This window comes from Nonomuraea harbinensis, assembly GCF_019396385.1.
Lineage (GTDB): Bacteria > Actinomycetota > Actinomycetes > Streptosporangiales > Streptosporangiaceae > Nonomuraea > Nonomuraea ferruginea.
In genome coordinates this window covers 58,714-71,545 of record NZ_JAHKRN010000034.1, presented here as the reverse complement: position 1 = coordinate 71,545, position 12,832 = coordinate 58,714, and the positions used below count along the sequence as shown (strand labels likewise).

Sequence of the window (12,832 nt, the reverse complement as noted above, 5' to 3'; positions counted from 1 at the left end):
CCTCCCGGTTGTGGGCTTCCCTACCGCGCTCCCGCATATTAATTTGTTTTTTGCCCTTACGAATAGGAGTCCGATGACTGACAGCCTCACTCCCCGCCCGGAGCACAAGTTCTCGTTCGGCCTGTGGACCGTCGGATGGCAGGGCCGCGACCCGTTCGGCGACGCCACCCGCCCCCCGCTGGACCCGGTGGAGAGCGTCAACCGCCTCGCCGAGCTGGGCGCGTACGGCGTGACCTTCCACGACGACGACCTCATCCCGTTCGGTTCGACCGACGCCGAGCGCGAAGGCCACGTCAAGCGCTTCCGCCAGGCGCTGGACGCGGCCGGCCTCGTGGTGCCGATGGCGACCACCAACCTGTTCACGCACCCGGTCTTCAAGGACGGCGCGTTCACCGCGAACGACCGCGACGTGCGCCGCTACGCGCTGCGCAAGACCATCCGCAACATCGACCTCGCCGTCGAGCTGGGCGCCAAGGTGTACGTGGCGTGGGGCGGGCGCGAGGGCGCCGAGTCCGGCGCGGCCAAGGACGTGCGGGTGGCCCTGGACCGGCTCAAGGAGGCGTTCGACCTGCTCGGCGAGTACGTGCTCGGCCAGGGGTACGATCTGCGCTTCGCGGTCGAGCCCAAGCCGAACGAGCCGCGCGGCGACATCCTGCTGCCCACCGTCGGCCACGCGCTGGCGTTCATCGAGGAGCTCGCCCATCCCGAGCTGGTCGGCGTCAACCCCGAGACCGGCCACGAGCAGATGGCCGGGCTCAACTTCACCCACGGCATCGCCCAGGCGCTGTGGCACGGCAAGCTCTTCCACATCGACCTGAACGGCCAGACCGGCGTCAAGTACGACCAGGACCTGCGGTTCGGCGCCGGCAACCTGCGTGACGCGTTCTGGGTGGTGGACCTGCTGGAGACCGGCGGATACGCCGGCCCGCGGCACTTCGACTTCAAGCCGCCGCGCACCGAGGACATCGACGGCGTGTGGGCCTCGGCGGCCGGGAACATGCGGACGTACCTGCTGCTGAAGGAGCGCGCGGCGGCGTTCCGCGCGGACCCGGAGGTGCAGGAGGCGCTGCGGGCGGCCCGGCTGGACGACCTGGCCCGCCCGACGCTGGCGGACGGGGAGTCGCTGGCGGACCTGCTGGCCGACCGCACCGCCTTCGAGGAGTTCGACGCGGACGCGGCGGGCGGCCGCGGCATGGCGTTCGAGCGCCTGGACCAGCTGGCGATGGACCACCTGCTCGGCGCCCGCTGACCGGCCGTCCCCGCACACGCCGCCGCACGATCGACCGGCAGCCCGCCGTAGCGGCGCGGAGGTCCCGATGATAGACAGCGGTGGGGGAAGCCCGGCGCGGACGCCGCGCCGGGCCGGTTCGACCGGACGCGGCCGAGTATGGCAGCGTACGGGCAAGCAGGCGAGGGCTCGCCCAGGCTCCGAGGAGGCGAACGCGACATGGACGTGGTTTCGGTGGGCGAGGTCACGGACGGGACGCTGACCGTGGTGCTGCGCGGCGACATCGACTTCACGAACGCCGCGCGGGTGCGGGAGACGATCTCCTCCGCGGTGACGGCGCGGCGGCCCCGCGCGGTGCGGGTCGAGATGGGCGAGGTGACGTTCCTCGACTCCTCCGGAGTCGGCGTGCTGGTCGACGCCATGAAGTCGGCGTGGGAGGTCGAGGCCGGGTTCAGGGTGGTCAACCCGACCCCCCGGGTCTTCGACCAGCTCAGGATCGCCGGGCTCCTGGACGCCTTCGGGCTCGGCTGACCGGCCTCCGCGCGGGCCGGTGGCCGCGCGTTCGACGGCGGCAGTGGTGAACCGAGTCCCACCTGTCCGCGTATCCCCATGAGAAGGGGCCTCTCGCAGGCGTCCCAGACGCCTGAGAGGCCCCTTTGGTTTACACAAATATCCGGTTTTTGGTGACAAAGGCGAGACGGACTCGGCAGAATGCGGAATCCATCCAGCCTCTCTACCGCAAACTGGAAGGAATCCCCACATGCGTAGACCCTTAGGGGTACTCGCTTGCCTCGTGGGCGCGGCCGCGCTCTCGGCACCCGTCGCCACGGCGAACGCCGCGACGGTGCCCCAGTCGGCCTGCCGCGTCTCCGTGACCAAGCCGCGTCTCGCCGACGACGGCAAGATCCGGGCGACCGCCGCCCTGCGCGGCTGCTACAGCTACGGCACGGTACGCGTGCGCATCCTGCGAGCGGTGCCGGGCAAGGACCGGATCCTCAAGAGCGGCGCCGACCGGGGCCGCAGCCCTCGCGTCACCGTCGCGATGGCGTGCGCACCGGGCACGTACTACGCCGTCGCCACCGACTACCGCGGCCACGCGGGCAAGTCCCGGGCGGTCCGCGTGAAGGAGTGCGACCTGGCCGCCACGCCGGTCCCCACCGCGACGAGGACTCCCCAGCCCGCTCCGACGGCCACCCGCACCGCCACGCAGGCGCCGAGGCCGACGCCCACCCAGACCCGCACGGCGACGCAGACGCCCAGGCCGACCCCCACCCGCACCGCCACCCAGGCTCCCCAGCCCACCACGACCTCGTCGCCGGGCACGGTGGGCACGGCCGAGGAGAACGAGGTCGTCCGCCTCACCAACGCCGAGCGCGCCAAGGGCGGCTGCCAGCCGCTCAAGCACGACCCGCAGCTGAACAAGGCCGCCGCCGGGCACTCCTCGGACATGGCCAAGAAGGGCTACTTCAGCCACACCTCGCAGGACGGCCGCTCGTTCATGGACCGCATCCGGCAGGCCGGCTTCACCGGCGGCCGCGGCTGGGCCGAGAACATCGCCATGGGCCAGCGCACGCCGGCCGACGTGGTCAAGGCCTGGATGAACAGCTCGGGTCACCGGGCCAACATCATGAACTGCTCGTACAACCTGATCGGCGTCGGCGCCGTGAAGAACTCCTCGGGCCAGATCTACTGGACCCAGAACTTCGCCGCCCGCTGACAGCCTGCTGAGCTTCTCCTCACGCGGCGTGTGGAGGAGACCGCGGCGCCTCGCGACTCCCACCGCGGGGCGCCGCGGCATGTCAGCCGCCGCGCCCCCCCCAGACCTACCAGGCATGTCAGGCCGACAGCGAGTTCGGGTGACGGTGGTGCACCCCGATCACCGGCACCTCGTGCAGGCTCCCCGAGTAGAGGAACTGGGTCATGCCGACCAGCAGCCGCCGCACGTCCTCCTGAGGGCGCACCACCAGGCGCAGGAACTGGCTGGTGGTGCCCAGCTTGTTGCCGCACTCGCGGACGTACACGCCGTGCTCGGCGAGCAGGTGGTCGCGCAGCGGCACCCCGTCGAAGCCGGACGGCAGCTTCACCAGCAGGAAGTTGCCCTGCGACGGGAACACCGTCAGCTCCGGCATGCACGACAGCTGGTGGTACATGGCGCGCCGGTCCTGGGCGAGGCGCCGCAGGCTCTCCTGGTACTCGCCCATGCACTGCTTCATCATGAACACGACCACCTCGGCGAACGAGTTCAGGTTCCACTTGGGCAGCGCGTCCGCGATCTTCCCGGCCAGCGCCGGATTGGCGACCAGGTAGCCGAAGCGGATGCCGTGCAGCCCGAAGTTCTTGCCGAGGCTGCGCAGCACGATCACGTTCGGCCGGACCGCCGCCTCCGCCGCCACCCCGGGGTAGGGCTCGGCGTCCACGAAGTCGCCGAACGACTCGTCCACGATCACCAGGTCGAGGTCGATGAGCTGGTCGAGCAGGTGCAGCACCTCGTGCTTGGGCAGGTAGCCGCCGTCGGGGTTGTTCGGGTTGCAGATGACCGCGACGCGGGAGCCGCGGGTACGGATGAACGACACGTAGTCGTTGACGTTGAGCGCGAAGCCCCGGCTCTCCAGCAGCGGATACATGTCGACCCGCTTGCCGGTCTCCATCGGCTGGTCGGTCCAGCGGCCGAAGGTGGGGATGGGGATCGCCAGGCTCTCCCGCACCAGCAGGTGGTCGATCCAGGTGATCAGCTCGGTGGAGCCGTTGCCCATGGCCACGGTCTTGGGGTGGAGCCCCATCGTGGCCGCCAGTTCGGCGGTGATGGTGTCGGCTCCGCTCGGGTAGAACTTCAGGATCGTCTCCAGGTTCCTCCCCAGGTGCTCGAAGATCTCCGGCGTGGGGAAGTACGGGTTGCACGGGATGCAGAAGTCCACCGGCGGGCGCTGGCCGTCGGAGCCGCGCAGCAACGAGAAGTACGAAGGGCTGTGCGCCTGGGCACGCAAAAGGCTGAGCTCCACGACACCTCCATGGCACCTGAACAGAACGTGAGAAGGTACGCGCCAGGGCAGACCCGGGTTCAGCGGGGGGACGGCCCGAGGCCGCCTCGGGGCCGCCTGGCATGATGCGAGGAAAACCCCCGAAGGAGCGGATTCGTGCGGATCCTCCTCGTCCAGCCCGCCCGCTGGTCCCCCGACGGCCACGCGAACCTCACCGCCGTCGAGACGCTGCTGGCCGGCGCCCCGCCCGCCGACCTGGTGGTGCTCCCCGAGCTGGCCGGCTCCGAGCTGCCGCGGCGGGAGTACCTGGAGCGGCTGCGCGGCCTGGCGGCACGGGCCCGCGCCGCCGTCGTGGGCGGCTCCCACTACGCGCCCGCCGGCGCCGACAAGGTCAACCAGGGTCTGGCGGTCTCCGCGTCCGGCGAGGTGCTGGCCGGGTACGGCAAGTCCCACCCGTACGGGGTCGAGCGGGACGACGGGGTCGTGCCCGCGCCGATCGGGGACGGCTTCGAGGTGGCCGGCCGCCGGGTGCGGGTGCTGCTCTGCGCCGACCTGTGGTACTCGGGGAGCCTGGCGGGCCCGCCGGCCGACGTGGTGGTGGTGCCCGCGTTCTCGGTGACACAGTGGCCCACGCCCGGCCCGGCGCGCAGCCTGTGGGAGCACATGAGCGTGGCGCGGGCGTACGAGTTCATGACGTACGTGGCGGTCAGCGACTGGCATCACGAGGCCGGGTACCACGGGCAGCCCTGCGCGGGGGTGACCGGCCTGGCGAACCCGTCGCCGGCTGACGGCGCGGGGTTCTTCACCGCCCAGCCGTCGGCCGCCGTCGCCGCGTACGAGCTGGACTTCGAGCGGCTGGGCAGGTTCCGCCGCAACCGGGCCGACCGGAGCTTCGCCTTTACAAAGTAGATCGCCCGGTCGCCCCGCGAGGGGGACCGGGCGACATCGTGCGTTTCTCAGTGGCGGTGACGGTGGCCGAGGACCTTCACCCAGTCGGTGCCCTCGGAGGGTGCCAGGTGGCGGGAGCCTTCGAAGACCCCGCGCCAGGTGCCGGACGTGCGGGCCCTGACCTTGGTGTGGAAGGAGCCGTCACGGTAGGTCTTGACCGTGTCGACGTGCTCCCACCTGCCGCTTCCGGCCGGCTTGAAGAGGATGACGATCCGCTTCCAGCCGAGGTGGTGCCAGGTGCCCGTCTCGTCGCAGTGGTCGGCGTGGTGGACCGACACGAAGCCGTCGATGTAGTCCTCGTCGCACTTCACCGAGAGCTTGCCCTTGACCGACAGCGGCTGACCGCGCCACGCGGGCTCGGGGTTGACGTCGATCTGCAGGCGCGTGCGGCCTCCGTCGTCGGCCATCGCGGGGGTGGCCGTGCCGGCGAGCACCGCGGCGCCCATGGCGGCCGCCGCCACTCCGGCGGCGAGTCGTCGCATCATGAAAGTGACTTCCTTCCCCGTAGGAGGACGCGCCCCACGACAGGGCGCGTCAACGCCAATGACGCGTAAGGGTAAGGAAAAGTTGCGGTAAAGCCGATCACGATTCCGCAACGCCGCCGGCTGTCCCTACAACTGGTGGATCTTCGAGTCGTCCTCGGCCTGCTGACCGTTCCCGGGGTAGCGGACCCGCCACTCGCCGCCCTCCCGGCCGGGCACGATGCGCGAGAAGCCGCCCTGGCCGTCGGTGACGGCCTCGGCCGCGCGTTCCCAGCCGTCCGACGCGTCCCGCCGCCACAGGATCTCGACCCGCTGCTCGCGGAACGGCAGGAATCCGGCGTAGCCGCGCGGATCCAGCCTCTTCAGGCGGCCGCTCACCCGCACGCCCGCACCGTCGCGCTCCGCCTTCACGGCCGCCAGCCTGGTCTCCCGCCTGAGCTGGAACGAGGCGTACGCGGTCCGCTCCGCTCCCCCTTCGCCCCTGGCGGTCACGGTCACGGTCCAGGCGCCGGCCGGATAGAAGCGGTTGAGCCGCTTGTCGGGCAGGAACCGCCAGGTCTGCCAGCCGTCGGTGACCAGGCGCGAGGCCATCGTGGCCGCGATGGACCCGCTCGACTTGGGCTCACCGGGTCCCTCCTGGGGGAACCGGCCTTCCTCGCGCTCGTCCGCGGCGGGCGGCCGGACCGGCCGGCGGCTGTCGAGCACCGGCCCCGGCGGAGCGCCCGGCTCGACCTCGACGACGACCCCGTGCCGCCCGCTCACTCCCCTGGCGACCACGTCGATCACCAGACGGACGGAGTCCTCGGCTCCGACGACGGGCGCGGCGGGCCGTACGTCGATCTCCCTGATGACGGGCTCGTCCTCGGCGGCGGACGCCGGAGCGGGCACGCTCAGCGCCGCCGCCGCGAACGAGGCGAGAAGTAGGCATCTGATCATGCTCAAGACGGTAGGAACCGCTCGGCCATGACCGGGGCCACGACACACGCCCCTGATGGCAAAACCGGCTCAGTCGGTGTAGAGGCTCTCGATCAGATCGCCGTACTTGCTGTGCACCACCCGCCGCTTGAGCTTGAGGCTGGGCGTCAGCTCCTCGCTCTCGGGCGTCCACTCGGTGCCCAGCAGCGCCCACTTCTTGATCTGCTGCACCCGGGCCAGCTTCGCGTTGGCCGTCTCCACCGCGCCGCCCACCTCCTTGAGCACGTCCGGGTGCTCGGCCAGGTCGGCGAGCGTGGCGTAGGAGATGCCGCGCGACTGCGCCCAGCCGGGGGCGATCTCGCCGTCGAGGGTGAGGATGGCCACCGGGTAGGGGCGGCGGTCGCCGTACGCGAGCGCCTGGCCGATCAGCGGGTGCTCCTTGAGGTGGTTCTCGATCTCGGCGGGCGAGATGTTCTCCCCGCCGGCCGTGATGATGAGCTCCTTCTTGCGGTCGACCACCCGGTAGAAGCCGTCCTCGTCGACGGTGCCGATGTCGCCGGTGTGCACCCAGCCGTCGGCGTCGATGAGCTCGGCCGTGGCCTCCGGCCGGTTGAGGTAGCCGCTGGTGTTGAGCGGGCTCCGGGTGAGGATCTCGCCGTCCTCGGCGATGCGGACCTCGGCGCCCGGCTCGGCCCTGCCCACGGTGCCCAGGCGGTAGCAGTCGGGGGCGTTGCCGGTGAACGCCCCGGTCGTCTCGGTCATCCCGTACACGTCGATGACCTTCAGCCCGAGCCCTGCGTAGAAGCGCTGCACCTCGCCGGGGAGCGGCGCGGCGCCGGTGGCGGTCCACTCCGCGCGGTCGAACCCGATCATGCCGCGGATGATCGACAGCAGCGAGCTGTCGGCCTTCTCGTACGCGGCCTCGATCTCCGGCGTCATGGTGTGGCCGTACTGTCCGGCCTCCACCCAGGCGACGCCGGCGGCCATGGCCTGGCGCACGGCGGCCTGCTGCTCCTCCGGCTGGGTGGACATGACCGCGAGCAGCCGGGCCATCATCTTCTCCCACACGCGCGGCACGCCGAAGAACAGCACGGGCCTGACCTGCCCGAGCGTCGCGCCGAGGTTGGCCAGGTCGGTGCAGAAGTAGACGTGGGAGACCTTGACCAGCGGCAGGTACAGGCTCAGCACCCGCTCGGCGATGTGCGCGTACGTCAGGTAGGAGATCTGGGTGCCTTCCAGCGGCAGGTTCGCCATCCGGTCGGTGCAGGCCACCTCGTAGAAGACGTTGGCGTGGCTGAGCGGGACGCCCTTCGGCTGGCCGGTGGTGCCCGAGGTGTAGAGGACGGTGACGGGGTCGCCGGCGGTGACGGCCCGCCAGCGGGCCTCGACCGCGGCGGGGTCCTCCGCCAGCCGGGCCCTGCCCAGGTCGAGGAAGTCCTGCCAGGACATGAAGCGGTCGCCCTCCGGCGCCCCCTCCAGCATGATGATCTTGCGGAGGTCCGGCAGCCGGTCGAGCGACGGCTCCCAGCGGGCCAGCTCGGCGGGCCCGCCGATCACCGCGATCTTGGCCGCCACGTCGCCCGCCACGAAAGCGACCTGGTCCGGCGCGAACGTGCCGTAGATGGTGCAGCCGACGCCTCCGGCGTGCACCGCGCCGAGGTCGGCGAGCACGTGCTCGCTCCGGTTGACCATCATGAGCGCGACCGCGTCGCCGGGCTCCAGCCCCAGGGCCGCGAAGCCGGCCGCGATCTCCAGGACCCGCTCCCTGGCCTGGCCGTAGGTGAGGGTGGACCAGCCGTCGCCGTCCGGATCGGAGTAGGCGGGGGCGTCGGGGTATTGTTCGGCGGTCTTTCTCAACTGCTCGCACAGGGTGAGCCCGGCGATGGAACGTTCGATCTCCGCCCGCACCTCGAGGACGTCGGCCATGACACCCGCCTTCAGTCAGTAATCACTTGCGCAGCTGGGATGCATCGCACCATACGGCGCGAGTAGCGGCAAGTATCTGGAGAAGCCGTCACGTACAGTGATTATTCACGTGCTTCCTGTGACCGGAGGGTCCGGATGGGTAACGACGGCAAGACGTTCTTCGGTCACCCGTGGGCGCTTGCGACTCTGTTCGGCACGGAGATGTGGGAGCGGTTCAGCTGGTACGGGCTGCGCGCCATCCTGGCGACGTTCATGGTCGCCTCACCCGCCCATCAGGGGCTGGGCCTGTCGCAGGAGACCGCGCAGGCCGTGGTGGGCATCTACGGCGCGCTGATCTACCTGGTGGCGCTGCCCGGCGGGTGGATCGCGGACCGGATCCTGGGCGCGCGCCGGTCGGTGTTCTGGGGCGGGTTCGTCATCATGTGCGGCCACATCAGCATGGCCGTCCCGGTTCCTTCGCCGGCCTACGTCTGGCTCGGCCTGCTGCTGATCGTCCTGGGCACCGGGCTGCTGAAGCCCAACATCTCCGTCATGGTGGGCAAGCTGTACCCGGAGGACGACGACGCGCGCAGGGACGCCGGGTTCTCGCTGTTCTACCTGGGCATCAACCTGGGCGCGTTCTTCGCGCCGATCGTGGTCGGCTCGCTGGCGGCCGGCGACCGGTGGCATCTGGGCTTCGGCGCGGCGGCCGTCGGCATGGCGTTCGGCCTGCTGCAGTACACGATCGGCGGCCGGGTCAGCCTGCGCGGGGTCGGCGACCGGCCGGAGGTCCCGCTGCACCCGCACGAGCTGCGGCGGGTCGGGCTGACGGCGGCGGGGGTGGCGGGCGCGGTGGCGATCGCGCTGGGCGCCTGGGCTGCGACGGGCACGTTCACGCTCGGCCGGTTCACCGCGGTGATGACGGCGGTGATCATCGCGGTGCCGATCGCCTACTTCGGCTACATCATGCTGGGCGCGCACGACCTGAGCGAGGACGAGCGGTCCAGGATGAAGGCCTACATCTGGCTGTTCGCCGCCGCCTCGATCTTCTGGATGATCTACGACCTGGCGCCCAGCAAGCTGCTGTTCTTCGCCGAGAACAACACCGACCTGTCGCTGCTCGGCATCCCGATCCACGCGGCCACCACCCAGTCGTTCAACCCGCTCTTCATCATGATCTTCGTGCCGGTGTTCGCGGCGCTGTGGGTGAAGCTCGGCGACCGGGTGAGCACGGCGCAGAAGTTCGGCTTCGCGCTGGTCATGGTCGGGCTGAGCTTCGTCGTCATGGCGATGGCGGCGAACCTGGCGGAGAGCGGCCGGGTGTCGGTGTGGTGGCTGGTGCTGGTCTACCTGGTGCAGGTGTTCGGCGAACTGGCGCTCAGCCCGGTGGGGCTGTCGGTGACGACCAAGCTGGCGCCGCGCGCGTTCAAGGGCCAGATGCTGGGGGTCTGGTTCATCGCGGTGTCGGTGGGCGACGCGGTCGGCGGGCAGACCGGGCGGCTCGGCGACGTGATGTCCGAGCCGGCCTACTACCTGGTGCTGGCCGCGATGGCGATCGTCGCGGGGCTGGGGCTGTTCGCGTTCAACCGCAAGCTGCGCGCCATGATGGCCGAGCACCACGCGCCACCCGCGATGCCGCCGGTCCGGTAGACAGTCCAGCGTGGCAGAACTCTTCGATCTCGTCGGCATCTTCGTCTTCGCGCTCACCGGCGCGCTGATGGGGGTGCGCAAGCGTCTGGACGTGGTGGGCATGGCGGTGCTGGCGGAGATCACCGCGCTCGGCGGCGGCATCATGCGCGACCTGGTGCTGAACGTCTCCCCGGTGGCCTTCCAGAGTCTCGGCTACGTGCTGGTGCCGCTGGCGGCGGCGACCGTGGTGTTCTTCTGGCATCCGCACGTCACCCGGGTGATGCCGCTCATCCTGGTGCTGGACGCGGCCGGGCTCGGCCTGTTCTGCGCCGTCGGCACCGCCAAGGCGATGGAGTACGGGCTCAGCCCGCTGCACGCCACCCTGCTCGGCGTCACCACCGGCGTGGGCGGCGGCATGCTGCGCGACGTGCTCGCGGGTGAGATCCCCACGCTGCTGTACGACAGGCAGCTGTACGCGGTCCCCGCGCTCATCGGCTCGGCGGCGATGGCCGGGATGTCGTGGGCCGGGCTGAACGGCTGGCCGGTGGCGCTGGGGGCGGCGGTGCTGACCTTCGGGCTGCGCATCGCCGCGATGCGGTACAACTGGCGCGCCCCCCTGGCCCGCGGCGTCGGCGAATGAGCCCTCACACCATGGGACTGAGCGCGTCGGGCCTGCGCACCGCCCCGGTCAGGCCGAGGCGCCTGGCCGTGTGCAGCCGGGTGACCGCCTCCCTCAGCACCTGGGGCGGCTGGGTGAAGGGCAGCCGCAGGTAGCCGTCCAGCGTCCCCTCCAGGCCGAACCAAGGGCCGGGCGCGATCCGTACGCCATGACAGGCGGCGGACTCGGCGAGGGAGACGGCCGAGCCGGAGTCGAGCCGGATCCAGAGCGTGCCGCCGCCCGCCGGCACCGCGAACTCCCAGCCCGGCAGCCGTGCGCGCAGCTCGGTCACGAGCGCGTCGCGTGAGGCGCGCAGCGTGCGGCGGCGCTCGGCCCTGGTCTGCGCCAGGCGCTCGAACAGCGCGGCCACGACGAGCTGCTCCAGCACCGGGCTGGCGATGTCGACCGACGCCCGGTGCTGCGCCATCCGGCGGGCGAGCGCGGCCGTGGTGCGGATCCAGCCGATGCGCAGCCCGCCCCACCACAGCTTGGACGCCGAGCCGATGCTGATCACGGTGCCGCCGGTGTCGAACGCGGCCATCGGCGCGGTGCGCGGCACCTCGTCCAGGGCCAGCTCCGACCAGGTCTCGTCGACGAGCAGGAAGGTGCCGGCCCGCCTGGCGGCGCCCACGACGGCGGACCTGGTGGCGTCGTCCATGAGGGCGCCGGTCGGGTTCTGGAAGTCGGGCATGAGGTAGGCGAGCCGGGCGGCGGCCTGCCGCATCGCGCCGGAGACCAGGTCCTCCGGCCAGCCGCCCGAGGAGACGCCGACGGACGTGACCCGGGCGCCGAGCCGGCGGGCGGCGTCGATGGCGTGCGGGTAGGTGGGCGACTCCACGATGATCGCGTCGCCGGCGCCGGCCAGCACGCCGAGCACCACCATGATGGCGTGCTGCGAGCCGGTGGTGACGAGGATCTGCTCCGGGCGGGTGGCCAGGCCGCGCTCGGTGTAGCGGGCGGCGATCCGCTCGCGCAGCACGGGCAGCCCGAGCGGGTGGTAGCCGTTGCCCATGCCGTACCTGGGCACCTCCTCGACGGCCTGCGCCATGGCCGCGCGCAGCGCGGACGGCGCGGGCGGGGCGGCGGCGTGCAACTGGATGAGACCCTCGCCGTCGACGGCGAGCCACGGGTTGTCGGCGGTGACGGCCGGGTCGGGCAGCGCGGTCCAGCTTCCCGAGCCCTGCCTGCTCTCCAGGAAGCCGCGCTCGCGCAGCAGGTCGTAGGCGGCGGTCACGGTGGTGCGGCTGACGCCGAGCGTCCTGGCCAGGTCGCGTTCGGCCGGCATGCGTACCCGGACCGGGATCTGCCCGCCCATGACGGCGGCGCGCATCGCGTCGGCGAGCGCCCGGTAGTAGGGCCGCGCGTGCGGACCGGCGTCGACGAGCCGGGCCACCTGACCTGCCGAAAGAAACCGCATAAGGCCACTTTTCAGGATTGGCCCTGTCTTGGCAAACCGGCCGTGTGCCACGGTGAGGTCATCATGAGCGAAGCGACCATCCCGCATGCCGGTTCCCTGCCCGGACGCCTGCTCCGCCTCTACGGCGGCCTGGCGCTCTACGGGGGCGGCATCGGGCTCCAGATCGAATCCGGCCTCGGCAACGGCCCCTGGGACGTCTTCCACCAGGGGACCGCGCTGTGGACCGGCCTCTCCATCGGAACCATGATCATCATAGTGGGCGCGGTGGTCATGCTGTTCTGGATACCGCTGCGGCAGCGGCCCGGCTTCGGCACGATCAGCAACGTGATCTTCATCGGCCTGTTCGCCGACGCCGCGCTCCACCTGCTGCCCTCCCCCGGGCACCCGGTCGTCGGCTGGCTCTACGTCGCGCTCGGCGTGACGTCCGTCGCGCTGGCCACGGTCCTGTACATCAGCGCCAGGATGGGCGCGGGCCCGCGTGACGGCATCATGACCGGCCTGACCAAACTCGGCCTCTCGGTGCGGCTGAGCCGGTTCCTCATCGAGATCACCGTGCTGGCCGCCGGATGGCTGCTCGGCGGCACGGCAGGGCTCGGCACCCTGGCCTTCGCGCTCGCCATCGGACCGCTCACCCAGCTCTTCACCCGCTGGTTCCCGCTCGATTGAGGTTAG

Annotated in this window: 12 protein-coding genes; 7 read left to right on the top strand and 5 right to left on the bottom strand. The window is 71.3% G+C overall.

Annotated features, from left to right (window positions below; all coding sequences use genetic code 11):
* Positions 1 to 73 precede the first annotated feature (73 nt).
* From xylA to KME79_RS29770, 3 genes are all read left to right on the top strand, one after another.
* On the top strand, positions 74 to 1,249 hold the full coding sequence (xylA, locus tag KME79_RS29780; RefSeq protein ID WP_219547744.1) for a xylose isomerase: 1,176 nt from the start codon (positions 74 to 76) through the stop codon (positions 1,247 to 1,249).
* Between the two features lie 198 nt (positions 1,250 to 1,447).
* Positions 1,448 to 1,759 (top strand): STAS domain-containing protein, encoded by a 312-nt coding sequence (locus tag KME79_RS29775; protein WP_219547742.1) that lies wholly within the window; start codon positions 1,448 to 1,450, stop codon positions 1,757 to 1,759.
* A gap of 229 nt (positions 1,760 to 1,988) precedes the next feature.
* Positions 1,989 to 2,945: a CAP domain-containing protein gene (locus KME79_RS29770; RefSeq protein WP_219547740.1), complete on the top strand. Its 957-nt coding sequence runs from the start codon at positions 1,989 to 1,991 to the stop codon at positions 2,943 to 2,945.
* A gap of 118 nt (positions 2,946 to 3,063) precedes the next feature.
* On the opposite strand, the gene KME79_RS29765 is transcribed toward KME79_RS29770, so the two are convergent.
* A complete protein-coding gene (locus KME79_RS29765) occupies positions 3,064 to 4,227 on the bottom strand; it encodes a pyridoxal phosphate-dependent aminotransferase (protein ID WP_219547738.1) in 1,164 nt (387 codons plus the stop codon).
* A 135-nt stretch (positions 4,228 to 4,362) separates the two neighbouring features.
* On the opposite strand from KME79_RS29765, the gene KME79_RS29760 reads away from it, so the two are divergent.
* Entirely contained in the window at positions 4,363 to 5,115 is a 753-nt protein-coding gene (locus KME79_RS29760; protein ID WP_219547736.1) for a carbon-nitrogen hydrolase family protein, read from the top strand.
* Positions 5,116 to 5,162: 47 nt separating this feature from the next.
* On the opposite strand, the gene KME79_RS29755 is transcribed toward KME79_RS29760, so the two are convergent.
* The 3 genes from KME79_RS29755 to KME79_RS29745 form a co-directional block, all read right to left on the bottom strand.
* Entirely contained in the window at positions 5,163 to 5,639 is a 477-nt protein-coding gene (locus KME79_RS29755) for a hypothetical protein (RefSeq protein WP_219547734.1), read from the bottom strand.
* A gap of 126 nt (positions 5,640 to 5,765) precedes the next feature.
* Positions 5,766 to 6,572, bottom strand: a complete 807-nt coding sequence (locus KME79_RS29750; RefSeq protein WP_219547732.1) for an EMC1 family protein — start codon at positions 6,570 to 6,572, stop codon at positions 5,766 to 5,768.
* 69 nt (positions 6,573 to 6,641) lie between these two features.
* Complete coding sequence (locus tag KME79_RS29745) at positions 6,642 to 8,477, bottom strand: AMP-dependent synthetase/ligase (RefSeq protein WP_219547730.1); 1,836 nt, start codon at positions 8,475 to 8,477, stop codon at positions 6,642 to 6,644.
* A 135-nt stretch (positions 8,478 to 8,612) separates the two neighbouring features.
* Between KME79_RS29745 and KME79_RS29740 the strand changes: the two genes are divergently transcribed.
* Positions 8,613 to 10,106, top strand: a complete 1,494-nt coding sequence (locus KME79_RS29740; protein WP_219547728.1) for a peptide MFS transporter — start codon at positions 8,613 to 8,615, stop codon at positions 10,104 to 10,106.
* Positions 10,107 to 10,116: 10 nt separating this feature from the next.
* Positions 10,117 to 10,725 (top strand): trimeric intracellular cation channel family protein, encoded by a 609-nt coding sequence (locus KME79_RS29735; protein WP_148031324.1) that lies wholly within the window; start codon positions 10,117 to 10,119, stop codon positions 10,723 to 10,725.
* A gap of 4 nt (positions 10,726 to 10,729) precedes the next feature.
* Here KME79_RS29735 and yczR read toward each other — a convergent pair whose 3' ends face one another.
* Positions 10,730 to 12,160 (bottom strand): MocR-like transcription factor YczR, encoded by a 1,431-nt coding sequence (yczR, locus tag KME79_RS29730; RefSeq protein ID WP_219547726.1) that lies wholly within the window; start codon positions 12,158 to 12,160, stop codon positions 10,730 to 10,732.
* Between the two features lie 63 nt (positions 12,161 to 12,223).
* Between yczR and yczE the strand changes: the two genes are divergently transcribed.
* Positions 12,224 to 12,826 (top strand): membrane protein YczE, encoded by a 603-nt coding sequence (gene yczE, locus KME79_RS29725; protein ID WP_219547725.1) that lies wholly within the window; start codon positions 12,224 to 12,226, stop codon positions 12,824 to 12,826.
* The last annotated feature ends 6 nt before the right edge of the window (positions 12,827 to 12,832 follow it).

Bases quoted from the DNA above. Each gene is read 5' to 3' on its own strand.
- xylA (WP_219547744.1), top strand. From the start codon at position 74: ATGACTGACAGCCTCACTCCCCGCCCGGAGCACAAGTTCTCGTTCGGC.
- KME79_RS29775 (WP_219547742.1), top strand. From the start codon at position 1,448: ATGGACGTGGTTTCGGTGGGCGAGGTCACGGACGGGACGCTGACCGTG.
- KME79_RS29770 (WP_219547740.1), top strand. From the start codon at position 1,989: ATGCGTAGACCCTTAGGGGTACTCGCTTGCCTCGTGGGCGCGGCCGCG.
- KME79_RS29755 (WP_219547734.1), bottom strand. From the start codon at position 5,639: ATGATGCGACGACTCGCCGCCGGAGTGGCGGCGGCCGCCATGGGCGCC.
- KME79_RS29750 (WP_219547732.1), bottom strand. From the start codon at position 6,572: ATGATCAGATGCCTACTTCTCGCCTCGTTCGCGGCGGCGGCGCTGAGC.
- KME79_RS29745 (WP_219547730.1), bottom strand. From the start codon at position 8,477: ATGGCCGACGTCCTCGAGGTGCGGGCGGAGATCGAACGTTCCATCGCC.
- KME79_RS29740 (WP_219547728.1), top strand. From the start codon at position 8,613: ATGGGTAACGACGGCAAGACGTTCTTCGGTCACCCGTGGGCGCTTGCG.
- yczR (WP_219547726.1), bottom strand. From the start codon at position 12,160: ATGCGGTTTCTTTCGGCAGGTCAGGTGGCCCGGCTCGTCGACGCCGGT.
- yczE (WP_219547725.1), top strand. From the start codon at position 12,224: ATGAGCGAAGCGACCATCCCGCATGCCGGTTCCCTGCCCGGACGCCTG.